Genomic DNA, 24105 nt, shown 5'->3' with positions numbered 1-24105 from the left:
ATTAATAATTTCTAAATGATTAACCTAAGTTGCTGATCATACTGAATTTTGTGCAATAACGTAAGGTTTTTTTGATTTATTAAGCAAATAAGTCTTGTTTTGTATTAATTCAAGAAAAAAAACATTTTTTTTTTAAGAAAAAATAGCAAAATTTCACCTAGAAGTTATTTTGATTTAAGTAAAAGATAAACATTGGATAAAAAATTACTGTTGAAAAGTCATTTTCATTTTATTGGAATTGGAGGTATTGGAATGTCAGCATTGGCAATAGGTTTACTTAAAAAAGGTTGTTCAGTTTCAGGATCTGATTTAGTTAAAAACGATGAAACTAAAAAATTAGAGGAATTAGGTGCAGTAATCTTTCCTTCTCAAATTCGACAAAATATTGAATTTGTTATTTCAAAATTTTCCAACAAATTGATTAATTTTGTTGTAAGCTCTGCAATCAAGCCCGAAAATGAAGAATTTTCGTACTGCAGAGAAAAAAATTTATCAATAAAACATCGTTCCGAGATACTTGCAATGCTAATGCGCACTTATACTACATTGGCGGTAGCCGGCAGCCACGGAAAAACGTCAACCAGTACATTTCTATCTACAATACTTGAGTTATGTACACGTAATTCTTCTTCAATAACCGGAGGAATAATTCCTATTTACGACTCTAATTGTCATTTAGAAAATACAAAATACTTAGTAGCTGAAGTTGATGAATCTGATGGGTCAATTAACAAATATAATTCTGATATCGGAATAATCAATAACATTGATTTTGATCATTGTGATCATTTTTCTAATTTAAGTGAAGTCATATCTTCTTTTAAAAGTTTCGCTAGAAACTCTAAAAAATTACTACTTAATTTTGATTGTGAAACCTCAAGAAATAATTTTTATTCTAATTTTAAGTGGTCAAACAATACAGCTAAAAACGTAGCTTATGCAATAATTCCGACTGAAATATATAAAAGTCATACGATTGGAAAATATTATGAAAATGGACATTTCATTAGTTGTTTAAATATTCCCGTTGCAGGCTTACACAACTTATCCAATATCACAGCTGCCATAGCGGCTTCAAGAATGATAGGTGTAGATTTTTTAGAAATTAAGAAAAATATAAAATACCTCAAACTACCAAAAAAAAGATTTGAATTCAGAGGCCAAATAGATGGAAGACATTTATATGATGACTATGCACATCATCCCAACGAAATAAAAGAGACGATTAAATTGGGAAGATTATTTATAAAGGGAAAAAATAATAATGACTTTTATAAAAGTAGATTAATAGTTATATTCCAGCCTCATAGATACTCTCGAGTAAAGCAATTTACTAAAGAATTCGCAGAAGAATTATCAAAAGCAGATGTTATTTATATAACTAGTATTTATGGAGCAGGAGAAGTAAACGAAGATCAAATAAATTCAAAAATTATCACTGATCTGATTTTTAAACAAAACAAGAATGTTAGTTACATAAATAATTACTATGAAATTACAAAGAATTTTTATGACTTAACTCAAAAAGGAGATTTAATTTTGAATATGGGAGCTGGTGACTGTCATAATTTCTGGTCAATTTTAAATGGGGAAAACAATTAAAATACTAAAATAATTTATGAATAAAAAAATTTTTTCTGAGAACTGTAATCTAAGTTGTTATACAACTATCAAAGTAGGAGGAGTTGCTGAATATTTTGCTGAGCCAAGAAATTTAGAAGAATTTTCATATCTAATAAAATGGGCTAATTTCAACAAACAAAGATGTCAAATAATTGGGGCGGGTTCAAATCTTTTAATAAATAATATTTTCATAAAAGGGTTAGTTATCTGTACAAAAAAAATGAAGTCATTAAAGATAGAGCCATCTTCAGGAATTGTTGAGGCAGAAGCAGGAGTTATGCTTCCAACATTATCTAATGCTCTTGCTAAAAATGGATTGCAAGGAGGTGAATGGGCTGTCGGAATTCCAGGAACATTAGGAGGGGCAATTTATATGAATGCTGGTACAGGTAATATATCTCTAGCAAAAAATCTTATTTCCGTAAAAGTTATAAATAATAAAACTAATGAAGAACTTCAAATTGAAAAAAAAGATATCACTTTTGAGTATAGATTTAGCTCTTTTCAAAATAATGATTTGACAATTATTAGTGCAAAGCTACATTTTGAACCTAATGGGAATCTAGAACAATTAATTCAAACAACCAAAAATAACCTTAAATTAAAAACGGAAACGCAACCATATCATCTACCAAGTTTTGGTAGTGTTTTTAAAAATCCTGAAAATAATTATGCAGCGAAATTAATTGATGATATGGGTTTGAGGGGATTTAAAATTGGGGGAGCAGAAATTTCTACAATGCATTCAAATTTTATAATTAACAATTCTTCAGCAAGTTCAAGAGATATTTATGAATTAATAACTGTAATTCAACAAAAAGTACTACAAAAAAAAGGAATTTATCTACAACCGGAAGTAAGAATGATTGGTTTTGACTATCCTAATTAAAGAAACTTTTTTTAAAATGGCGGGTTTTGGACTTCCTAACTTTGGACAACTTACAGAAGCTTTTAAAAAAGCTAAACAAATACAACAAGATGCTCAAAAATTACAAGATGAACTTGAAAATATGGAGATTGAAGGGGAAAGTGATGATGAAATGGTAAAAGTCTGGATAAGTGGGAACCAAGTTCCTTTAAAGGTGGAAGTGCAAGAAAATATTTTAAATTCAAATAAAGAAAAAATTGAGCAAAACATATTACAAGCCATTCAAAAAGCTCATGAATTATCTACTACCACTATGAAAGAAAGAATGAATGATTTAACTGGTGGATTAAATCTTAATCTTCCAGGTTTTGATAATAGTGACTCTTAGAAGACTCGATCATTTCTTTATAAAAAGAATATCTTTCAAAAGATTTATTTAAATTACAGCCCTCATCATTCAAATGTAAGCAGTCCCGAAATTTACACCTAATTCCTTCATCGATTACTTGTTTATATATTTCCGAATAAAGATTTGGTATCATCTTAATATCAACCTCTAGAGGTTGCATATTAAAACCTGGTGTATCAACAATATAACTTTGATTAGATATGGAAAATAACTCAACATTTCGAGTAGTGTTTTTCCCTCTCTTAATTTTATTGGAAACTGGAGCAGTACTATTTTGAAGACCTGGAATTATCTTGTTAAGCAAAGTAGTTTTACCAACACCTGATGGGCCCATAAAAATCGAACACTTTTTTTTCTTTAACTGAGCAAATAAATCTTCAAAGTGATCAGATTTATATAAATTTAAAATAATTGCTTGATAACCCCATTTCTTGAATTTATCAAGTAAAAAAATCTGTTTTTTGTCTGATATTAAATCACACTTTGTCAAAACTAATGACACTTCTACCCCCATAGATTCTGCTGATATCAAAAACCTATTAACTTGAGATAAATTTAACTTTGGCTCTTCAACTGAAAAAGTAATATAAATGTTAGAAATATTTGCAACTGATGGTCTTTTTAATAAATTTTGTCTTTTTTTTAGACTTGATATTACTGCCCGTTTGCTTGTTAAATCAATATTATCAATTTCTACTTCATCTCCAACATAAATAAATTGATCTTTGAAATTTATAGACTTTCTTACCTTACATAAAAATCTTTCGCTATTTCCAAAGTTTTCTTTATTTTTTAGGTCAACAAAGAAAAATTCATTAAATTTTTTCGTAACTAAACCTAAATGTTTACTATTAGTTTTCATTCAGTATTTTTATTTTTAAGAATTTTTCATATTCATTGATTTGTTCATAGAAACATCCCATCTCTTTTAAATTTTTTAATACCATTTCTTCTGGTTCACCTTTATCTAATTCAACAATAAGTTGTTCATTTTTGGATAACTTCTCTAAAGCCAATTTAATCTTGACGACATTTAAAGGACATGGAACAGATTTCAGATCCAAATACTTTAAAAAAGTCATTAAGATTCTTTACCAAATAATTTACTAAATAGTCCACTATTAGAATTGATATTTTTATCTGAATACTGAGAAGCTAAATCCTCTAAAAGATTTCGCTCTTCATCAGTTATACGAGTTGGCAATTTTACCTTTACTAGAACTTCATGATTTCCTCTGGCAACTGGATTACCAAGTCTAGGTACCCCTTTATTCTCAAGTGAAAGAGTTGTATTTGGTTGCGTACCACTTGGAATTTTTAAATTAACTTTGCCATCAACTGTAGTAATTTCAACAGTATCTCCTAAAATTGCCTGTAAATAACTCACAACAATTTCTGAATAAATAGTCACACCATCTCTTTTTAATTTCGAATCATTCTTCACCTTGATAAAAACATAAAGATCCCCAGGTGGGCCTCCTTTCAAACCAACATTTCCCTCTCCGGAAACTCTTAATTTAGTACCAGTATCAACTCCTGCAGGAATATTAATTCGTAATTTTTTCCTGACTTGCTTTACTCCATTACCACCGCAACTTGTACATGGATCTGAGATTATTTGACCAGTTCCATTACATGAAGGACATTCAGCTACTTGTGTGAAATTCCCAAAAGGTGTTCTCGTGGCTCTTCTAACTTGTCCACTTCCTCCACAAGTTGTGCAAGTTTTTGGTCCGGTTCCTGGTTTGGCACCTGTTCCCCTACATACTTCACATGTCTCAAGATGAGGAATTGTAATTTCTCTTTGTTGGCCAAATATTGCATCTTTAAAATCAACATTAAGGTCATATCTTAAATCATCTCCTTGTTGAGGACCTCTTCTTTGAGTTCTTCCTCCCTGTGGAGTTTGCCCTCCAAAGCCATTAAAAAAGGTTTCAAATAAATCTGCAAACCCACCCATATCGCCCATATCAGGCATTCCAGCCGCACCTCCAAGACCAGCCTCTCCAAACTGATCATATCTTGCTCTAGTTTCAGGATCAGCTAATGCTTCATAAGCCTTACCAATTTCTTTGAATTTATCTTCAGCACCAGGTTCTTTATTAACGTCAGGATGATATTGTCTTGCTAATTTTCTATAAGCCCTTTTTAAGGTATCAGCATCAGCATCTCGTGAAACTCCAAGTATTTGATAAAAATCAGCCATTAAACAACGCTCAAGTAAAAATTTGGAATTTATACATCTTCAGAAGTATTTTCCTCTGAATCAATACTCTCTTCAACTGTATCCTTTTCTACTTCATCTTGTGAATTTTGTTTACCTGGCCCCATGGAAACTTTAACCAAAGCATGTCTCAAAACCTTTCCCTCTAAATGATATCCTCGCTGTAATTCTTCCACAATAAAATCTTCTTTAAACTCTTCACTAGGCTCTCTTAATACAGCTTCATGCAAATTTGGATCAAATTGCTGGCCAACAACTCTCATGGGGGCAACTCCTTGTTGTTTTAAAACTTCTACCAATTGTTTATACAATCCTTGATAACTTCTATGAAGGGCTTGAGCTTCTTCACTTTCTGGTTTTAATTGTTGTCTTGCTCTTTCAAAATTATCAACGATTGGGAGTATTGCAGTTAAAGTTTTAGAAACAAGTTGGACTTTTAAATCATCCTGATCTCTAGACTGCCTTTTTCTAAAATTATCAAAGTCTGCTGAAATTCTTACATATTGATTTTTTAATGTTTCGTGCTCTTTTTCTAACTGTTCTAACCTTGCATCATTATTGGAGATAGTATTTTTTAATTCTTCGGTATTTAATTCTTCTTTTTTTTCTGTTGATAATTCATCATTTTCGATTATTTTATCTTCAGCAGAAGAAGTATCCTCAGGGGCATTATCCTGATTAGAAACATCATTTTCTTTAGTATCAATATTGTCTGATTGATTTTCAATCATTTTTCTAAAAATTTAATAAAACTATTTTCCAATAAAGTGATGCACAAAACAAGTTGCGGAAGGCCGCACAAATTTTTACTCAGGAACAAACCTTAATGCTAATCCGTTATTACAGTATCTTTTGCCTGTAGGAAGTGGCCCATCATTAAAAACGTGTCCTTGATGACCTCCGCATCTAGAGCAGTGATATTCGGTTCTTGGAACAATCAACTTAAAATCAACTTTTGTTGCAACTGATCCTTGAATTGGATCCCAAAAGCTTGGCCATCCAGTGCCACTATCAAACTTTTTATCTGAGAGAAAAAGTGGTAAATCACATCCTGCGCAGTGAAAAGTCCCTTTTCTTTTCTCATTATTTAATTCGCTACTGAAAGCTCTTTCAGTGCCTTCCTCCCTCAAAATATAATAGGATTCTGGACTTAGTCTGGATTTCCATTCTTCTTTTGATAAATTCCACTCCTCTTTAGAAGCAATCGAAGAAGCTAAAACTTGCATAGGCTTAAAAAATGTTTTTAGTATTGACATAGTAGGAATTAGAATAAAAGTTCTTCTTGATAAAAATTGATTCATATATTTACTCACATAAAAAGTAATGAGTTCCATACATCCTGATTCTATTAAAAATATTCATAAATTAAGTATTGCTCCAATGATGGATTGTACTGATAAACATTTCAGAATGATAATGAGAAAAATAAGTTCTGAAGCTCTCTTGTATACGGAAATGATTGTGGCTCAAAGTTTATTTCATACGGATAAAAAAGAAAAATTTTTAGATTTTAATAATGAAGAACACCCAATATCAGTTCAATTTGGTGGAGACGATCCTGAAATCCTTAAAGAGGCTGCGAAAATGGCGGAGGATTGGGGCTATGACGAAATAAACTTTAATGTTGGTTGTCCAAGTCCAAGAGTCTGTTCTGGAAATTTTGGGGCTTCACTTATGAAAGATCCTAAAAAAGTAGCAAAATGTATAGAGTCTTTAAAAAATAACTGCAATTTACCGGTTACAATAAAACACAGAATTGGTGTAGACAACGATGATAGCTTCATTTATTTGAATAATTTCGTAAGGCATATTGCAAAGGCTGGTGCAGATAGATTTACAGTTCATGCAAGGAAAGCAATATTAAAAGGTCTAAATCCAAAACAGAACAGAACAATACCTCCACTTAAGTACGACATTGTAAAAAAATTGAAAAAATTAAATCCAGAATTATTAATAGAAATAAATGGTGGTTTTAAAAATATTGATGAATCATTAGACGCACTTAGTGATTTTGATGGCGTAATGATCGGAAGATCAATTTATAAACATCCCTTAAGATGGTCTGAAATTGATCAAAAAATTTATGGGATTCATACAAAACCCAAATCAGCATCAGAAATTATCTTCTCATTAGTTCCATACATAGAAAAGCACTTAATTAATGGAGGAAAATCTTGGGATATTTGTAAACATCTCATCAATTTAGTAGAGGGTATTCCAAAAGCAAAAATTTGGAGGAATCAAATTTCAATTAAATCTATTAATAAGGAATTAGATATCGAGTACCTTTTTAACTTAACCTCTAAGCTTAAAGAAATGGGTTACTAATTTTCTTCATTTGAGATGTTACCCTCATTGGATACTCCTCTTTTTCTCCTGCTTCTACCACTTTCATATTCAGAGTTTTCAGAAGTGTTTCCATAACTTCTATCTTCCCAACCTTCTGCACCTGAAGATTTATTAGTGTAAGAAACATTAGATTCAGAATTTGCAGCACCACCACCGTAGCCACCGCCATTATTACCACCGTAGCCACCGCCATAGCCACCACCATTATTACCGCCGTAGCCACCGCCATTATTGCCGCCGTAGCCACCACCATTATTACCGCCGTAGCCACCGCCATTATTGCCGCCGTAGCCACCGCCATTATTGCCGCCGTAGCCACCGCCATTATTGCCGCCGTAGCCACCTCTTCCTCCTCTACGGGATCCACCTGAACCCCTTGGCTCTGCTTTGTTAATTCTTAATGGCCTACCCATAAGTTCTGTGCCTTGTAAACCATCAATTGCCGTTGACTCTGTTGCTTCATCTGCCATTTCAACAAATGCAAACCCTCTTTTTCTTCCTGTATCTCTTTCAAGAGGAAGGGAACAATTTAAAACTTCACCAAAAGGGGCAAACAGTTGTAAAACATCTTCGCGCTCTGCACGGAAAGGCAAGTTGCCAACAAAAATACTCACTTTAGACTAAACCAGGAAAAATTACTTAATTAAAAAAACTACAAAAATAGTTTGATAACACTACTCTACTATTCTACTTCAAAAGATACCCTTGTTGTAGAAAAATAATTTGGATTTAAAGTAACAATTTTTTTTGCCAGTTATTTAACTCCTTTTCTACTTGCGTAAAACCTGTTCCACCTTCACTAATTCTTGATTTAACTACATTAAAAGGTACAAGATCCGCATAAACATCCTCATCGAATTCCGGATGAAATTTTTTAAATTCATCAATCTTGATATTTTTAAATAACATTTTTCTCTCTAAGCAATATTTAACAATTTCACCCACAACTTGATAAGCAGTCCTAAATGGAACATTTTTGCCCACTAAGTAATCTGCCAAATCAGTAGCATTAGAGAAATCATTTTCTACCGAATCAGATAAATTTTTAATATTAAATTCTATACCCTCATTAATTAATATTGTCATTGCTTTAATACAAGAAGATATAGTCTCAGCACTATCAAATATTGGCTCTTTATCCTCTTGAAAATCCTTATTGTAGGCAAGTGGTGTCCCTTTGACCATCGTTAATAATGATTGAAGGTGACCATAAACTCTTCCTGTTTTACCTCTTATCAATTCTGGTACATCTGGATTTTTTTTCTGGGGCATCAAGCTACTGCCAGTTGCACACTTATCTGTTAATTTTGCGAAAGAAAACTCATCAGTTACCCATAAAATTATTTCCTCCGAAATTTTGCTCAAATGAGACATTGCTAATGCGGATGCAGAAACAAACTCTATACAAAAATCTCTATCGCTGACAGCATCAATACTATTTTTATAAATCTTTTCAAAACCCAATTCCGTAGCAGTAAAGTTCCTGTCAATTTTTATTTTTGTACCAGCTAAAGCTGCAGCACCTAAAGGGGAAATATTGACTCTTGATCTGACTTCTTTAAATCTTTCGCGATCTCTTTGAAACATTTCTAAATAAGCCAATAAATGATGAGCCAAAGATAATGGTTGCGCTCTTTGCATATGTGTATATCCAGGAATCAAAGTATGAATATTAGATTTCGCAAGATGCAATAAAGATTTTTGCAAGTCAGTTAATAAAATTTCAAGATTGTCAATCTCTTTTCTTAGCCACAATCTTAAATCCGTACCAACTTGATCATTTCTGCTTCTACCAGTATGTAATTTTTTTCCGGTTTCACCAATTAAACTTATTAGTTTTTCTTCGATACAATAATGAATATCTTCGGAAGGTGGACCAGGAGAAAACTTTCCCTCCAAATATTCATCTTTAATTGACTCAAGACCATTAATAATCTTCAAAGTCTCAGAGGTGGATAAAACTTTAGTTTTGCCAAGCATTTTTGCATGTGCAATAGAGCATTGCAAATCTTCCAGAATAAGTTTTCTATCAAAACCAATTGAAGCATTAAACTTTTCGACAAAAGGATTAAGTGTACTATCAAATCTTTTACTCCAAACTTTTGCCATATCGATTAGTAACTTAAGATATCTCTAATAAAGCATTTTTTTAAATAGGTGACAAAAATATTCATTTCAATTGAAATACAACAATAGATGCGTCATCCTCAAGTTCTCTATTTTGTCCTGTGAAATCATCTAATTTTTTAAATATTTTATTTAAAATTTCTTGGGAAGTGTAAGATTGCTTGCACAACTTTGTTAATATTTTAATTAACCTTTCCTCATCAAATCTTTGACCTAAAGAATTAGAGGTATCAATTACTCCATCAGTATAATAAAGGACTAAATCATTCTCATTAAGCTTGATTTCACAACAATTATATTTAGCGTCTTTTTGCAGTCCAAGTACAAATCCTTCTGCATCTAATTTTATAATTTTCTGATCTGAACTTTTCCAAAGCAAAGGAGGATTATGTGCTGCATTGGCAAATCTCAATTTTCTAGTTCTAGGGTCATAATCTGAATAAAATAACGTCACAAATCTATGTGATTGATCTAGATCATTAATTGCTAGTTGGTTCAAGTCATGCAAAATCCTATCTGGAGGCAAACCTGTAAGCACCTCGGCACGTAGCATTCCTCTCAGCATCGTCATTAAAAGACCGGCTGGAATACCTTTGCCCATAACATCACCTACTACTAAAGCCCATCTAGCCTTTTCTTTTCTTTTTTCTGAGATATTAGTCTTTAAACACATAAAATCATAGTAATCTCCGCCTAACTGGAGAGCAGGTCTACAATGGGCAGCAAGATCTACACCATAAATAGTTGGGCAATAGTCTGGTAATAGTTGAGATTGAATTTCAGCGCCAGTAGAAATTTCTCTATCTACATTTTCATGCTTTTTCTTTTCTTTTAGTAAGCAATAGTTTTCTAATCCGACAGCAAGACAATTGTGAATAAAAATAAAATTACTATCGTTAGTAATAGATTCTCCTAATAAGTCTAAGCTAAAAATATAAATAAATCCTCTACATTTACCTCTAGATAATATTTTTTTATTTTCAATTTTATATTTTTCAAACTTATTTTTTAAAGTATTTTCGAAAGTTATCATTTCTTTTATTTTGAAATTTTTTGAAAAATTAAATTGATTAAAAAAACCATTAATGTCATCTTGAATTTCTGAAAATTGATTATTAGAGGAAATTTTTATATTTTCATGCCATATTTCTCCTTTGTAATTTAAAGGCATTATTAATATTATTTTTTCAGGAAAAAGATGTTTAAGAATTAAGGATATATAGTCCAGCAATTTATTTATGTTGGAAAAAGATTTTAAATAATAAGTTAATGAAGGAGCTAGTTCAGCAAATTTATATTTATTATCAAAAGTTACTGAAGATTCATTATCTAAGAATTTTTGTATAAGTTTGTTTGAAAATAATTTTTCATTTTGATTATTTTTCACAACAAACTTTATAGATAAATATGTTTTAACACTAAATTTAAATTTTTAAAAAAATTTAATTAAATATTTATTTATCTGCAAGCAAAGCCTCCACAAATTCATAACTATTAAAAGGTCTTAAATCTTTTATACCCTCTCCAGCGCCAATAAATCTTATAGGCAAATTAACTTCTGCAGAGACGGCTAAAGAAACACCGCCTCTAGAAGTGCCATCTAATTTAGTAATAATTGCTCCACTAAGATTAGCTGATTTAGCAAAACTTTTGGCTTGCTTTAAGCCATTTTGACCTTGGCTTGCATCTAAAACTAGTAATGATTCAACAATTGCATCAGGCACTTTTTTGTCTATTATTTTTTTTATTTTTGCTAATTCATCCATCAAATTATTTTTAGTTTGCAATCTACCAGCTGTATCAACTAGTAATAATTCAACATTTCTTTTTTTTGCACAATTTATTGCATCAAACACTACAGCAGCTGGATCAGCATTTTTGGATTGATTACATATTACATCCACATTACTTCTCTCTCCCCATACTTTTAATTGTTCTACTGCGGCAGCTCTAAAAGTATCAGCAGCAGCTATCAAGGTTTTATAATTACTTCTTGATGATAAATATGCTAATTTTCCCAATGTAGTAGTTTTGCCAACACCATTAACTCCTACTAATAACCAAACATTTAAATGACCTTTTTTAGGAACTAGAAGATCAACGCCTGAATTTTTTATTGGTTTATCGATAATTAATTTTAATTCCTCCTTTAAGAATTTTATTCCTGCTTCTCCTCCGACTACTTCTTCATTTAATTTTTTCCTTAGAGAATTTATAACTTTATCAGTTGAATTAATGCCAACATCTGCCCTTATTAATAGCGTCTCTAAGTCATCAAGAGATTCAGGTGTAAGAGGATCATCTCCCAATTTATCCAATAATTCCGTAACAAATCCTTTTCTTGTTTCTTCTAATCCTCTTTTTAATTTCGTTAGCCAGTCTATTTCATCTATAGAAATTTGATTTATTTTTTTTCCTTGAGCAGCTAATACCATTGCTGACCAAGTAAAATTATCGTCAAATTCTCCTAATGTTGTTTCATTTAAAGTATTAAAAGATCTAGGAAGATTTTCTATATTAGTACTATCAATTAATTCTTGTTTTTGTTCCTCTTCCTTCTGTAATTGTTGTTTTTGTTCCTCTTCCTTCTGTAATTGTTGTTTTTGTTCCTCTTCCTTCTGTAATTGTTGTTTTTGTTCCTCTTCCTTCTGTAATTCTTGTTTTTGTTTTTCTTGTTTTTGTTTTAAAAGTGCATAAGCTTGTGCCGCCCACTCTTTAGAATTATCAGAATTAGTATTAGTCATTTATATTTATAATATTTACTGTATGAATTTTAAAATATTATTTATTTATATCAAATAATCATGGCAATTTTACTGTTTGTAATCTCCTCAATACTCCATTAATAAATTTTCTTCCTTGCGTATCACTATATTTGTTGGCTAAATTAACAGCCTCATCACAAGCTACAGCAATCGGTGTATTCAGATAATTAATATCCACGTAGGCTAAACGCAAAATATCTCGATCAATTCTTGGTAACCTTTGCAATCTCCAGCCATCCATTGCTTCATCAATATTAGAATCAATACTATTAAGATTATTGATAATATTACTAATTCTCTGATTCACATCCTCTCTAATATCAATTTGTCCGCTAGAAACTATTAATTTTGGAAAGTCCAAAGATACTGAAAGTGTATTCATTACAGTTTCAATTTTTTTTAAAGACTTTTTTAATTGATCTCTAACATTTGAAAAAGAGGAATCAACCCCTTCTTGTAATTCACTTTCTAATATTTTTTGTGATGCATCTTCTAAATCTAATTCACAATTATCTAATTCATCTCTGCAATGATTTATTAATGAATCCAAAGCCGACTCAACAATCTCTTCTATCTGAAAATTATTTAATTTAAAGTTGCCTTTGTCTTTTATCAAGCCCAAAGAAATTAAGGACAATTCCCTAGAGAGAGATCTATTACTATACATAAATTAAGAAGAGGGATTCGTGGAAGCACGTAATTGAGAAAATAATTTGGAAAATGTTGGGTTTGTTGTATTATTTTTTTCATCAGGATTAACTATCCCAGCGGAGATTATAGTTCTAAAAGCATCTTCAACAGAAATATCCAAATCCTTAACAGAAGACTCAGGGACCAAAGTATACCAACCAGTGGTTGGATTAGGTGCAGTAGGTATAAAAATACTTAGCAACTTTTCTTCCAATTCTGGTTGTAGAGAAGGGCCCACATCGCCTGTAACAAAGCCTACGCTATATAATCCTTCACGTGGATATTCAACTAAAACAACTCTTCTAAATCTATTTGATTTATTACTAAGGAAAGTTTCGAGTAACTGTTTAAGAGTTTTGTAAACTGCACCTGCTACTGGGATTTTTGATAAGGTTCCTTCCCCAAATTCTAATAACCATCTTCCTACGAAATTTCTCGCCATTAAACCTATGAGCAAAATAGCTAATAAAGGAACTGTTAAACCCAAGGCAAGATTTATTAAGTCTTGTAATAAAGGATTTAAATTAATAAAAGGATTTAATTGCTTAGGAACAGAAGTGACTAATGTTAAAACGAATTTACTAACTAATGATGATAACCAAATAGTTGTTGCTAAAGGAATTACAACCAACAATCCAGCTATAAGATCATTTTTCAGATCCTGTTGGAGCCTAGATCCTAGGTTTGTATCTTGATTTTGATTAGATTCAACCAAAATAACGTTTCTAACTATACTAACTTTACTAATAATTTAACTGTTTTTACTTAGTTAGGTTATATTTTTTTTTAATTAATTTAAATTATTTATTAGTTTCTGTACTTAAAAATAACTTTCAAACTAAATAATGTACATAATAAAGAAATGATTAATACTGTTAAAGACAAAATAGAAATAAGTAAAAAGTTAAAAGAAAAAGCAATTAGTGAAGGTTTTGCAATATCTGGAATTGCATCAATACCAGGTAGTTCGCGCCTAAAATTACGAACTAATGCTTTAAACAGATGGTTATCTAATAACTATCATGGAGAAATGAAATGGATGGAAGCAGAAAGAAGAAAAAACATAGGCTCACTGCTTGAAGGAGCAAAAAGTGTTCTAAGCGTTGGTTTTGTTTATATTAATTCCCTCAACAATAAAGAAGAAAGCTTCAAAATAGGTAAATTTGGTCAAGGAGAAGATTACCATAAAGTAATCTACAAAAAGTTAAAGAATATCGGCAAGTGGATTAACCAAGAAATTCCAAATTGCAAATGGAAAATATGTATTGACACCTCGCCACTTCTTGAAAAAGCATGGGCTGAAGAATCAGGGCTTGGTTGGATAGGTAAAAATAGTAATTTAATATCTAAAAAAAATGGTTCTTGGCTTACTTTAGGTTTTATGATCCTTACTAAAGATCTATCACCAGATAAACCTCATCAATCACTTTGCGGAAAATGTGATAAATGTATAGAACATTGCCCTACAAAAGCGATAGTTGAACCCTTTGTAATACAATCAGACCTATGTATTGCATATCACACCATAGAAAGTAGGGAAAAAACTATTCCAAAAAAGATAGAAAAAAATTTAAATGGGTGGGTTGCAGGATGCGATATTTGCCAAGATATATGTCCTTGGAATAGATCAGTTCCATACAACAATACTTTTGAAACTACTCCAAAAGAATGGATTAAAAATCTTGATAATAAGTCATTAAATTGGGATGACAATACTTGGAAAAAAAATCTTAAAGGGACTACATTAAAAAGAATTAAGCCATGGATGTGGAGAAGAAACATAATGGCAAATCTTAATAATAGATAAAAATATGAAAAAATTCTTGAACAAAACAATTTGCATCTTTTTAATTTGTTTTTACTTTTTTGAAGTAGATCAAGCTAAATCAGTTGTCCCATATTATTATTTACCAACAAAAAAAAATTTAGAATCAGAAAGCTTATCTATTGGGAAAGATGCATATCAACTTTTATATTTTGGACAATATAAAAAAAGTCTAAACCTAGCAAAATTAGCTATAAAAATTAATAAAACAGACGAAAAACTATGGTTAATTTTAGCTGAAGCACAAGTAGCTAACAAACTATATAAAAAAGCATTAATATCTCTAAATAAAGCCCAAAAAATCAGTTCAAACAATAGCGAAATATATTTTGCCAAAAGTAATGTTTATCTTAAGATCTCACAACTTGAATATGCAAAAACTGCTTTAGAGGAAGGTTTAAGCTTTGAACCAAATAACCATAAAGCTATTTTTCAATTAGGAAATATTTTATTAATGGAAAAAAATTACTCGGAGGCAATCAAGGTATTTGATAAATCTATAAAGATTAAACCTAATTTCTGGCAAGCGATAAATAATCAAGGTTTAGCTTATTTCGAGGAAAACAACATCAGTCTATCCATAAAACATTTTGAAAAAGCGATCTCAATTCAAGAAAACGCGGAGCCATTACTAGGACTTGCTTCGTGTTTAAGAATGAAAGATATTAACTTAGCGCTTCAACTTGCAAAAAAAGCTTTAACAAAAGATCCCAAATATGTGAATTATGACTATAGAAAAGAGCAATTGTGGGGTGAAAAAATACAAAACTCAACAGAAATTCTTTTTCAGAATGATCAACTTCAAACAGATATTATCTTGGCGAAATCCAAAATAAATGCATCTTCTTAATTATCAATACTGGTAAATATTTATTTACCTATTAGTCTTAATTTAGTTAAACAAAAAATATTTAATTTTGCTCTCTGATGGATAAGAAAAAATTTACTTCTATCTCTCTACAAGAAGAAATGCAACGTTCTTACCTAGAGTATGCAATGAGTGTAATAGTTGGTCGAGCTCTTCCTGATGCAAGAGACGGTCTTAAACCTGTACAGAGAAGAATACTTTTTGCAATGTATGAATTAGGTTTAACGCCCGATAAACCATTTAGAAAATGTGCAAGAGTTGTTGGAGATGTACTAGGGAAGTACCATCCTCATGGAGATCAAGCAGTATATGATGCGTTGGTAAGACTAGTACAAAATTTTTCTACTAGATATCCTACCCTTGACGGTCATGGAAATTTTGGATCTGTGGATAATGATCCACCAGCCGCAATGAGATACACCGAAACAAGATTAGCACCAATTGCACACAAAGGCTTTCTAGAAGAAATTGGATTAGAGACAGTAAATTTTTCAAATAACTTTGACGGTTCACAAAAAGAACCAGAGGTCCTACCAGCCCAACTTCCATTTTTATTGTTAAACGGCTCATCAGGTATTGCTGTTGGAATGGCAACAAACATTCCCCCTCATAACCTTGAAGAAATAGTGGATGCTTTAATTGCTTTAATAGAAAATAAAGATTTAACTAATAAAAAACTTTCTAACATTATTAAGGGACCTGATTTTCCAACTGGAGGAGAATTAATTTTCAATCGAGCAATAGAAGAACTTTATGAAACAGGAAAAGGTTCGGTAACAATAAGAGGAGTTATAAATACAGAAGAAATAAATTTAGGCAAGGGCAAACATAAAAAAAATGCATTAATAATTACAGAACTTCCTTTTCAAATCAGTAAAGCAGGTTGGATTGAAAAACTAGCAGAACTTGTTAATTCAGGCAAAATTAATGGGATCTCTGATATTAGGGATGAAAGTGACAGAGATGGAATGAGAATTGTAATAGAGTTAAAAAAAGATTCTAATAGTGAACTCGTAATTTCTAATTTATATAAAAAAACAACTTTACAAACCAACTTTGGTGCCATTTTTTTAGCATTAATTAAAGGGAAACCTGTCCAACTAAACTTAAAAGAATACCTTAGCTATTTTCTAGAATTTCGAGAAGAAACAATTAGAAAAAGAACTAATTACTTTCTAATAAATACTCTTGAAAAACTTGAGATATTGAATGGTTTATCAAAAGCGACAAAAGACATAAAAAAAGTAATTGAGATTATTGAAGGCTCAGAAAATTCTGCAGAAGCTAAATCAAAATTAATTAATCATTTCTTTTTAAGTGAAAAACAGGCAAATTCAGTTTTAGATATGCCCCTCAAAAGGCTAACAAATCTAGAAAGAAATCAAATAATTCTTGATATAAAAAAATTAAAAGAAAAAAAGGATTATTTTCAAAAATTATTAACTGATAGAAAAATACTACTTAAATTACTAACAGAAGAATTAATAATATTAAAGAAAAAATTTAATGTTAAAAGAAGGACAAAAATCCTTAAAAATATAGATCAAAATGAAGAATTAGAAACTATCAATAATCAAATATTAGAAGAGCTTATCAATAAAAAAACAAAACTATTTATAGACAATAGATTATATTTAAAAAAAATGATTTTAAATAACTACAAAAAATCCTTTGAAGATGTAAACAAAATCATTGATAATAAAAATATTCAAAAATTTATATGTAATATCGAAAAAAAAATAAAAATAATTGGACTAACTGTTAATGGAAAGGTTTTTCACATTGATTGGGAAACTAATATTAATAATGACTATAAATTGGACAATAAAAACCTTGGGAATATTAATCCAAATGAAATAATAAATTTTCATTCAATTAAAAAAGGAGTAAAGAATTATTTATGTATTTTGAATTCTGATGGAAGATTTAAAAAAGTTTTATTTGATGGTGAAATGATTAAAAGCAATAGATCTTTCTCGGTAACAAAATTAAAAAATAATATTAAAACAATTGATTCATTTATTTCTAACGAAGAAAAAAATTTAATTATCCTAACCTCAATAGGAAGAATGTTTAAATTCAATTTATCAAATAAATTTTTAACGCCAACCACGAAACAATCTCAAGGATTATTGCTTGCAAAACTTTTACCAACTGAAAAAATTGTTTCTTGTTGTCCGTATCAAAATGGAGATAATATTTATTTAGTTTCTAGGCAAGGTAAAGTCTTTTGTATAAATAGTGATGAAATTTATTACGCAAATGAATACAGTTTGGGATACCTAAATGAAAAATTCCAACTAAAAAACGATTACTTTCTTAAAGTTTTACCTAGTAACTATTACCTTGATATTGAAACCAATAAAAATAAATCTGCTAGGTTAGATTTTAAAAAAATAAATTTCAAGTCTAATAAAACAACATTTTTAATTGACTTTTTAAAATTAGATAAAGGCGAGTATCTTGAAAATTGTTTTAGACTCGAAAGTTTTCTTGACTAAGACTTATATTCATTTTCTACCCAATCTAAATACTCTTGATTTACTGTTCCTGTTACATATGAACCAGTAAAACAACTCATTTCCAAATCTTTTATTGGAGAATCACTAATTATTGATTTTCGCAAATTTTCAACATTTTGATAAACCAATTTATCAATTTCAAGTTTATCAGCAATTTGACTAATTGTTCTATCATGAGCTATTAATTCATCTCTATTAGGCATGTTAATTCCATAAACATGAGGGAAACGAACAGGAGGTGCTGCTGAAGTGAAAAAAACTTTATTTGCTCCTGCATCTTTTGCCATTTGGACAATTTCTTTTGAAGTAGTACCTCTTACTATAGAGTCATCTACTATTAAAACATTTTTATTTTTAAACTCTGCACTCATAGCATTCAATTTTTGTCTTACAGATTTCTTACGTTTCTGTTGACCAGGCATTATGAAAGTTCTACCAACATATCTATTTTTAAAAAAACCTTCTCTATACTCAATACCTAATTGTCTAGCAACTTGCATAGCCGCTGGTCGAGAAGAATCAGGAATAGGCATTACAACATCAATATCTCCAGAATCAATTGTTTGTTTTATTGTTTCAGATAAATAATCTCCCATTTTTAAACGTGCTTTATAAACGGAAATTCCATTCATAATTGAATCAGGCCTAGCTAGATAAACGTATTCAAAAGCACATGGAAATAAAATGGGATTTTCAGAACATTGTTTAGAAAAAAATTCGCCATTAAGGTTTATAAAAATAGCTTCTCCAGGATTTACATCTCTAACTATTTGATAATCATTATTCTCAAGCACAAGAGATTCACTAGCAACCATCCACTCATCTTTTTTTGTAGTTAGTGAAAGTCTTTTTCCTATAACTAAAGGTCGAATACCGAAAGGATCTCTAAATGCTAATAAACCATGTCCTGAAATTAATGCAATTGAAGCATATGATCCCTGAATTCTTGTATGTAAAGATTTTACAGCATCAAAAATAATATCAGGCTGCAATTCTTGATTATGAATTTGTTCTTGTAATTCTGTCGCAAATACATTTAACAACATTTCAGTATCGCTTGACGAATTCGTATGTCGCTTATCAATATTAAATAATTGTTTTTCTAAATCTCTAGTATTAGTCAAATTGCCATTGTGTATTAAAACAATCCCATAAGGAGCATTAACATAAAAAGGCTGTGCTTCCTCAACACTTTCTGCTGATCCTTTTGTTGCGTACCTAACATGACCCAATCCAACTTTTCCAATTAAATTCCTCATATCTCTAGTTCTATAAGCAGTATTAACCTGACCTTTAGCCTTATGTATATGAAAAAAATTATTTTCCATTGTAGCTATACCAGTTGAGTCTTGACCTCTATGCTGGAGAAGCAAAAGACTATCATAAATTTGTTGATTTACATCATCTGAAGAAACGATTCCAACTATTCCACACATAACTTAATTTCTTGAAAATTTTGATAATTGAGAAATGGTTTTCATATTAAAAGCGATCTGAAATACTATTATTAAATTTTTGAGTTAATTCCTCAACCCTAATATTGCATATATTTTTGTCTTGAATTTTTATTTTAAAGGTTTCAGTAGAAACATATCCAATTTTTTTTACGTATATACTTGATTTGGTATATATATTGATTTTTTTAAGATAATCGAGCCATTGATTTTCTTTCGTTTTATCAATTGAAAAAATAATTCTAGAACCTCCTTCTGCAAACAATAAATTATCGTACCTATTAATATCTGTGTTTAATTCTATCGTTGCACCTTTTGAGGACAAAATGCAGCACTCTGCTAAGGCTATAGCTAAACCACCATCGCTAATATCGTGTGAAGAGACTACAAAGCTATTTAAGATCGCATTTCTTAAAAAACTCTGGCAAAACTTTTCATCTAACAAATCTATTTGGGGGGGTCGACCTGTAATTTCTCCATGAAAATATTCCAAATAAGAACTGGCCGAAATTGTTGTTTCTGATTTATTAGAGCCAATTAACCAGATTTGATCGTCAATATTTTTCCATTCGCTGCTTATAGCTTTTTCAACATTATCAATCGTCCCAACCATTCCAATAACTGGAGTAGGATTAATAGGAGTTATTTTATTATCTTCATTTTTCGATTCATTGTATAGGGAAACATTTCCTCCTGTAACGGGAGTTTCCAAAGTTCTACAAGCTTCAGAAATTCCATTACATGAAGATGAAAGTTGCCAATACCCAATTTCAGTGTGAGGAGAAGAAAAATTTAAGTTATTAGTAATAGCTACTGGTTCAGCTCCAACACAACTAACGTTTCTTGATGATTCTGCAACTGCAGCTACAGCTCCTCTAAAAGGATCAAGAGAAACCCATCTGCTATTACAGTCAACTGAAGCGGCAACCCCAGAAAATACTTTATTTTTATTTTTTTCATTTTGTTCTCTTAATCTTATTACAGCTGCATCTGATTCTCCAGGCTTAAAGACTGTATTTGACTGCACTTGAGAGTCATATTGTTTATAAATCCATCTTTTAGAAGCTATTGAAGGATTAGATAGCAGTTTTAAAATGATTTGTGAATAAGAAAAAATTTTATTATCCTTCAATGACAATATTTTATGATCTTTAATTTCCGGTAAATTACTTTCTTTCCATTCCCATTTTTCTAACAAATAATCAGGTGGATTTTTAATCACAGTATGATAATTAACAGGAGTATCATCGGATAAAGCAGAAGTAGGGATTTGAGCAACAATTTTATTATTCTGCGAAATAATTACCTCATTAGACTCTATTACTTCACCAATTACATTCGCATATAATCCCCATTTTTTAAATTTTTCAATTAGGTCATTAATCTTTTCTTCTTTTACAACAAACAACATTCTCTCTTGCGATTCTGATAGTAAATATTGATATGAAGACATATTATCTTCTCTAGAGGGTACTAAATCTAAATTAATAGATATTCCTAAATTTCCATTTGCAGCCATTTCTGCACTACTACAGGTTAAACCTGCTGCACCCATATCTTGAGCTGCAATTACATCTCCTGTTTTAAAAGCTTCTAAACAAGCTTCTATTAGACTTTTCTCGATAAACGGATCCCCTACTTGTACTGCAGGTCTATCATCTAATGAAGCGGTAGTTAATTCTGAACTTGCGAAACTTGCGCCACCAACTCCATCTCTGCCAGTAGTATTGCCAACATATAAAACTGGTGATCCTACATTTTTAGCTCCCGAACAAACGATCTCATTAGTTTCTAAAAGTCCTAAAGCCATCACATTGACCAAAGGATTTCCAGAATAACTATCATCGAAGTCAATTTCTCCTCCAACGGTAGGCACACCTACACAATTTCCATAATGTGAAATACCAGATACCACTCCCCGCAGCAAATCAACATTTGATGATTTATCAAGATTTCCGAATCGCAATGAATTCAATACAGCTATTGGTCTTGCTCCCATTGTGAAAATATCTCTTAATATTCCTCCCACACCTGTTGCCGCCCCTTGAAAAGGTTCAATAGCAGAAGGGTGATTATGACTTTCAATTTTAAAAACAAGTTTTTGATTATTTCCAACATCAATAACTCCGGCATTTTCTCCAGGACCAACCAAAACGTTTTTCCCTTTAGTAGGAAACTTAGATAGTAAAGGTTTTGAATTTCTATAACAACAATGTTCAGACCACATAACTCCAAACATCCCTAATTCAGTCCTATTTGGTTTTCTCTTCAATCTTTTGCAAATTTCTTCGTAATCATTAATTTTTAAATTTTCAACTTTGAGTACTTCATTAAGATCATAAAAATCGTTATTTTCTGAATTTATCATTATTTAGATCCAAGGGTCATCTTCTCTTTTATCACTGAAAGATTTCGGTGTTCTCCCGTTATTATAAAAACTTTTTTGTTCAAAATCTAAGTTTTGGTTTATATCTTCATCTTCTTCAAGCCAATCCTCTAGTCTATTTGAAGCTATATTTTTCATATCATCAAATCTATCTATAATTTTTTTTCCTTTTTGCAAAAATTCATTCTTAATACTTGATTTTACTAAAGATAAATCATCTAAAGAATCGCTTTCACAAAATACTAAACCTGGTTGTTGATCATTAATGTTTTCTATATTTAGTTGCCATCTACTAGAACCAGGAATCTTAGGATTCGATCGAGACACTAAATAATATTTAATTTTACCCGTTTTCATTTCAAATAAAAAATCTGCTATGACACCTATTTTTGAACCATTTATATTTATTAAATTTGCTTCTATTAAAGTTGGAAATCTATTTAGAGTTGCTAAATCAGAAATAGCAGGGTCACCTTTAACATAGATTTCATTATCGATTATCTGACTAATTTGATTTAATTTCCAAACATTTCTTTTTAAATCAAAATTTGAAGGACGAGAATACCATCCTAAAATACGATGGACTGGGGGATGCATCCAAACATTTTCACCATTCCCATAATTAAGGGCCGTATTACCCTTAACAGTATAATTTAGTAATTCACTTAATAAAATTTCTTTAGGTAATTTCAAATTAAGAACGAACCTGAACAGGCATAACTAAATAGGTAAAAGAATTAAGATTATCTTCTGGTACTAAAACGGCTGGAGTAGTTGAAAGATTACACTTTAAAAGTACATTTTCAGACACAATAACTTTTAAACCCTCTAAAAGATATCTAACATTAAATGCAATATCAAAATCCTCTCCTGAATGAGAAACTGGGATTGATTCATTTGCATTTCCGATATCTTGTGCATCTGCACTTATTGAAGCTAAATCATCATTTCCTAATTTAATTTTAACCACACTACTCTGCTGATCAGCTAAAACAGCAATTCTTTCTAAAGCATCGATTAATTTTTTAGTATTAAAATTAAAAATCTTTGAAAAACTATCTGGGATTAATTGTGAATAATTTGGATAAGTACCTTCAAGAGTTCTTGTTGTAATAATTTGATTAGAAGAAATAAAAACGACTTGACCTTTATCATAGAAAAGCTTTATTGAATTTTCTGAATTCTTTAAAGTAACTAGTTTTTCAATTTCTCTTAATGATCTAGTTGGAATAGTTACTGATAAATCACTTTCATCCAAATATAAATTATCGTTATTTTCTACAATTTCTTCATTATCAATTAACGCGACAGCTAATCTATGGCCATCTGTAGAAGCAGACTCTAAGTAATTTTTTTTAAAAGTAAAATTGACTCCCGTAAGTAATTGCTTTGAATCATCATTACTACTTGCGAAAATTGTAGACTTTAAAGCTTTTAAAAAAGAACTAGGATCAATATTTAAAGAAGTACCACTTTCTACAAATGGTAAATTAGGATAGTCATCTGATGGTATACCCTTAAGATTAAAAGAACCTCTATCACTTTTTATTAAAACATTATCCGAATTCTCTTCAACTTCTATAGAGACTGGAGTTTCATTAGGTAGCTTATTTACTATTTCAGATAAAAGTTTTGAAGGTATGGTAATAGCCCCACTTTTGTTGACAGTTCCATCAAAAGAAGACTGAATACCTAAATTCAGATCAAATCCTGTCAAGCTAATTTTATTTATGCCTTGATCAGCAGTTAGAAGTATATTGGCCAGAATAGGATGTGTTGGTCTTGAAGCAACTGCTTTGCCTACTAATTGAATAGCATTATTTAACTCATTTTGATTACAAATAATCTCCATCTTCAATCGGATTTCTTTACACACTCAATATACTTTTATCGTTAATTAAATTCAATAAATTATTTTTTTACCTTCTAATATAAATAATTAATTAAATAATTAAAAAAAATTAGTAGTAGTAGTTTTTGTGGAAACTGTGGAAT

Annotated in this window: 22 protein-coding genes; 7 read left to right on the top strand and 15 right to left on the bottom strand. The window is 30.6% G+C overall.

What is annotated here, in order from left to right; all coding sequences use genetic code 11:
* Window positions 1-192: 192 nt before the first annotated feature.
* The 3 genes from murC to HA144_RS00100 are packed head-to-tail and all read left to right on the top strand — an operon-like array spanning window position 193 to window position 2879.
* Complete coding sequence (gene murC, locus HA144_RS00110; protein WP_209041338.1) at window positions 193-1602, top strand: UDP-N-acetylmuramate--L-alanine ligase; 1410 nt, start codon at window positions 193-195, stop codon at window positions 1600-1602.
* 16 nt (window positions 1603-1618) lie between these two features.
* Window positions 1619-2512, top strand: coding sequence for a UDP-N-acetylmuramate dehydrogenase (gene murB / locus HA144_RS00105; protein ID WP_209041335.1), 894 nt, complete (start codon window positions 1619-1621; stop codon window positions 2510-2512).
* 16 nt (window positions 2513-2528) lie between these two features.
* Window positions 2529-2879 (top strand): YbaB/EbfC family nucleoid-associated protein, encoded by a 351-nt coding sequence (locus HA144_RS00100; RefSeq protein WP_209042506.1) that lies wholly within the window; start codon window positions 2529-2531, stop codon window positions 2877-2879.
* Here HA144_RS00100 and rsgA read toward each other — a convergent pair.
* The 5 genes from rsgA to msrB form a co-directional block, all read right to left on the bottom strand.
* Entirely contained in the window at window positions 2845-3762 is a 918-nt protein-coding gene (rsgA, locus tag HA144_RS00095) for a ribosome small subunit-dependent GTPase A (RefSeq protein ID WP_209041330.1), read from the bottom strand. The two genes, HA144_RS00100 and rsgA, sit on opposite strands and share 35 nt — an antisense overlap.
* Window positions 3752-3982, bottom strand: coding sequence for a sulfurtransferase TusA family protein (locus HA144_RS00090; RefSeq protein ID WP_209041327.1), 231 nt, complete (start codon window positions 3980-3982; stop codon window positions 3752-3754). The genes rsgA and HA144_RS00090 overlap by 11 nt, the downstream gene beginning before the upstream one ends.
* Complete coding sequence (gene dnaJ, locus HA144_RS00085) at window positions 3982-5106, bottom strand: molecular chaperone DnaJ (protein WP_209041324.1); 1125 nt, start codon at window positions 5104-5106, stop codon at window positions 3982-3984. Before dnaJ ends, HA144_RS00090 begins: the two co-directional genes overlap by 1 nt.
* A 29-nt stretch (window positions 5107-5135) precedes the next feature.
* On the bottom strand, window positions 5136-5855 hold the full coding sequence (grpE, locus tag HA144_RS00080) for a nucleotide exchange factor GrpE (protein ID WP_209041321.1): 720 nt from the start codon (window positions 5853-5855) through the stop codon (window positions 5136-5138).
* A gap of 75 nt (window positions 5856-5930) precedes the next feature.
* The gene (gene msrB / locus HA144_RS00075) at window positions 5931-6425 is read right to left on the bottom strand and encodes a peptide-methionine (R)-S-oxide reductase MsrB (RefSeq protein ID WP_209041318.1); all 495 of its coding nucleotides are present in this window, start codon (window positions 6423-6425) and stop codon (window positions 5931-5933) included.
* 22 nt (window positions 6426-6447) lie between these two features.
* Here msrB and dusA point away from each other — a divergent pair, with 22 nt between their 5' ends.
* Window positions 6448-7452 (top strand): tRNA dihydrouridine(20/20a) synthase DusA, encoded by a 1005-nt coding sequence (gene dusA / locus HA144_RS00070; protein ID WP_209041315.1) that lies wholly within the window; start codon window positions 6448-6450, stop codon window positions 7450-7452.
* Here dusA and HA144_RS00065 read toward each other — a convergent pair.
* The 6 genes from HA144_RS00065 to HA144_RS00040 all read right to left on the bottom strand — a co-directional run bounded on the left by HA144_RS00065 (window position 7449) and on the right by HA144_RS00040 (window position 13770).
* Window positions 7449-8087, bottom strand: coding sequence for an RNA recognition motif domain-containing protein (locus HA144_RS00065; protein ID WP_209041312.1), 639 nt, complete (start codon window positions 8085-8087; stop codon window positions 7449-7451). The two genes, dusA and HA144_RS00065, sit on opposite strands and share 4 nt — an antisense overlap.
* 115 nt (window positions 8088-8202) lie before the next feature.
* A complete protein-coding gene (gene argH, locus HA144_RS00060; RefSeq protein WP_209041309.1) occupies window positions 8203-9582 on the bottom strand; it encodes an argininosuccinate lyase in 1380 nt (459 codons plus the stop codon).
* A gap of 61 nt (window positions 9583-9643) precedes the next feature.
* Window positions 9644-10987 (bottom strand): PP2C family protein-serine/threonine phosphatase, encoded by a 1344-nt coding sequence (locus HA144_RS00055; RefSeq protein ID WP_209041305.1) that lies wholly within the window; start codon window positions 10985-10987, stop codon window positions 9644-9646.
* A 67-nt stretch (window positions 10988-11054) separates the two neighbouring features.
* Window positions 11055-12344 carry a signal recognition particle-docking protein FtsY gene (gene ftsY, locus HA144_RS00050; protein WP_209041303.1) on the bottom strand — a complete coding sequence of 430 codons (1290 nt, stop codon included), beginning with the start codon at window positions 12342-12344 and terminating at the stop codon, window positions 11055-11057.
* Between the two features lie 58 nt (window positions 12345-12402).
* Window positions 12403-13032 carry a transcription antitermination factor NusB gene (gene nusB / locus HA144_RS00045; protein ID WP_209041300.1) on the bottom strand — a complete coding sequence of 210 codons (630 nt, stop codon included), beginning with the start codon at window positions 13030-13032 and terminating at the stop codon, window positions 12403-12405.
* A 3-nt stretch (window positions 13033-13035) separates the two neighbouring features.
* Window positions 13036-13770, bottom strand: coding sequence for a DUF502 domain-containing protein (locus HA144_RS00040; RefSeq protein ID WP_209041298.1), 735 nt, complete (start codon window positions 13768-13770; stop codon window positions 13036-13038).
* A 147-nt stretch (window positions 13771-13917) separates the two neighbouring features.
* Here HA144_RS00040 and queG point away from each other — a divergent pair, with 147 nt between their 5' ends.
* The 3 genes from queG to HA144_RS00025 all read left to right on the top strand — a co-directional run bounded on the left by queG (window position 13918) and on the right by HA144_RS00025 (window position 18249).
* Entirely contained in the window at window positions 13918-14862 is a 945-nt protein-coding gene (gene queG, locus HA144_RS00035) for a tRNA epoxyqueuosine(34) reductase QueG (RefSeq protein ID WP_209041295.1), read from the top strand.
* 4 nt (window positions 14863-14866) lie between these two features.
* Entirely contained in the window at window positions 14867-15730 is an 864-nt protein-coding gene (locus HA144_RS00030) for a tetratricopeptide repeat protein (RefSeq protein WP_209041293.1), read from the top strand.
* 77 nt (window positions 15731-15807) lie between these two features.
* The gene (locus HA144_RS00025) at window positions 15808-18249 is read left to right on the top strand and encodes a DNA gyrase/topoisomerase IV subunit A (protein WP_209041289.1); all 2442 of its coding nucleotides are present in this window, start codon (window positions 15808-15810) and stop codon (window positions 18247-18249) included.
* Here HA144_RS00025 and purF read toward each other — a convergent pair.
* Genes purF through dnaN form a run of 4 tightly spaced genes read right to left on the bottom strand, consistent with a single transcriptional unit; the run spans window position 18246 to window position 23962 of the window.
* Window positions 18246-19706 carry an amidophosphoribosyltransferase gene (gene purF, locus HA144_RS00020; RefSeq protein ID WP_209041286.1) on the bottom strand — a complete coding sequence of 487 codons (1461 nt, stop codon included), beginning with the start codon at window positions 19704-19706 and terminating at the stop codon, window positions 18246-18248. The genes HA144_RS00025 and purF overlap by 4 nt on opposite strands.
* A 46-nt stretch (window positions 19707-19752) precedes the next feature.
* A complete protein-coding gene (gene purL / locus HA144_RS00015) occupies window positions 19753-22092 on the bottom strand; it encodes a phosphoribosylformylglycinamidine synthase subunit PurL (RefSeq protein ID WP_209041283.1) in 2340 nt (779 codons plus the stop codon).
* A gap of 3 nt (window positions 22093-22095) precedes the next feature.
* Window positions 22096-22803: a PRC-barrel domain-containing protein gene (locus tag HA144_RS00010; RefSeq protein ID WP_209041280.1), complete on the bottom strand. Its 708-nt coding sequence runs from the start codon at window positions 22801-22803 to the stop codon at window positions 22096-22098.
* A gap of 1 nt (window position 22804) precedes the next feature.
* Window positions 22805-23962: a DNA polymerase III subunit beta gene (dnaN, locus tag HA144_RS00005; RefSeq protein WP_209042504.1), complete on the bottom strand. Its 1158-nt coding sequence runs from the start codon at window positions 23960-23962 to the stop codon at window positions 22805-22807.
* Window positions 23963-24105: the final 143 nt, after the last annotated feature.

Origin of the sequence: Prochlorococcus marinus XMU1404, assembly GCF_017696175.1 — a bacterium.
Taxonomy (GTDB): Bacteria; Cyanobacteriota; Cyanobacteriia; order PCC-6307; family Cyanobiaceae; genus Prochlorococcus_A; species Prochlorococcus_A marinus_X.
This window is presented reverse-complemented; position numbering and strand designations above follow the sequence as displayed.

Coding starts and splice junctions, on each gene's coding strand:
- argH (WP_209041309.1), bottom strand. CDS start 9,582: ATGGCAAAAGTTTGGAGTAAAAGATTTGATAGTACACTTAATCCTTTT.
- rsgA (WP_209041330.1), bottom strand. CDS start 3,762: ATGAAAACTAATAGTAAACATTTAGGTTTAGTTACGAAAAAATTTAAT.
- ftsY (WP_209041303.1), bottom strand. CDS start 12,344: ATGACTAATACTAATTCTGATAATTCTAAAGAGTGGGCGGCACAAGCT.
- murB (WP_209041335.1), top strand. CDS start 1,619: ATGAATAAAAAAATTTTTTCTGAGAACTGTAATCTAAGTTGTTATACA.
- purL (WP_209041283.1), bottom strand. CDS start 22,092: ATGATAAATTCAGAAAATAACGATTTTTATGATCTTAATGAAGTACTC.
- grpE (WP_209041321.1), bottom strand. CDS start 5,855: ATGATTGAAAATCAATCAGACAATATTGATACTAAAGAAAATGATGTT.
- msrB (WP_209041318.1), bottom strand. CDS start 6,425: ATGAATCAATTTTTATCAAGAAGAACTTTTATTCTAATTCCTACTATG.
- HA144_RS00025 (WP_209041289.1), top strand. CDS start 15,808: ATGGATAAGAAAAAATTTACTTCTATCTCTCTACAAGAAGAAATGCAA.
- HA144_RS00090 (WP_209041327.1), bottom strand. CDS start 3,982: ATGACTTTTTTAAAGTATTTGGATCTGAAATCTGTTCCATGTCCTTTA.
- queG (WP_209041295.1), top strand. CDS start 13,918: ATGATTAATACTGTTAAAGACAAAATAGAAATAAGTAAAAAGTTAAAA.
- dusA (WP_209041315.1), top strand. CDS start 6,448: ATGAGTTCCATACATCCTGATTCTATTAAAAATATTCATAAATTAAGT.
- nusB (WP_209041300.1), bottom strand. CDS start 13,032: ATGTATAGTAATAGATCTCTCTCTAGGGAATTGTCCTTAATTTCTTTG.
- dnaJ (WP_209041324.1), bottom strand. CDS start 5,106: ATGGCTGATTTTTATCAAATACTTGGAGTTTCACGAGATGCTGATGCT.
- purF (WP_209041286.1), bottom strand. CDS start 19,706: ATGTGTGGAATAGTTGGAATCGTTTCTTCAGATGATGTAAATCAACAA.
- HA144_RS00030 (WP_209041293.1), top strand. CDS start 14,867: ATGAAAAAATTCTTGAACAAAACAATTTGCATCTTTTTAATTTGTTTT.
- dnaN (WP_209042504.1), bottom strand. CDS start 23,962: ATGGAGATTATTTGTAATCAAAATGAGTTAAATAATGCTATTCAATTA.
- HA144_RS00100 (WP_209042506.1), top strand. CDS start 2,529: ATGGCGGGTTTTGGACTTCCTAACTTTGGACAACTTACAGAAGCTTTT.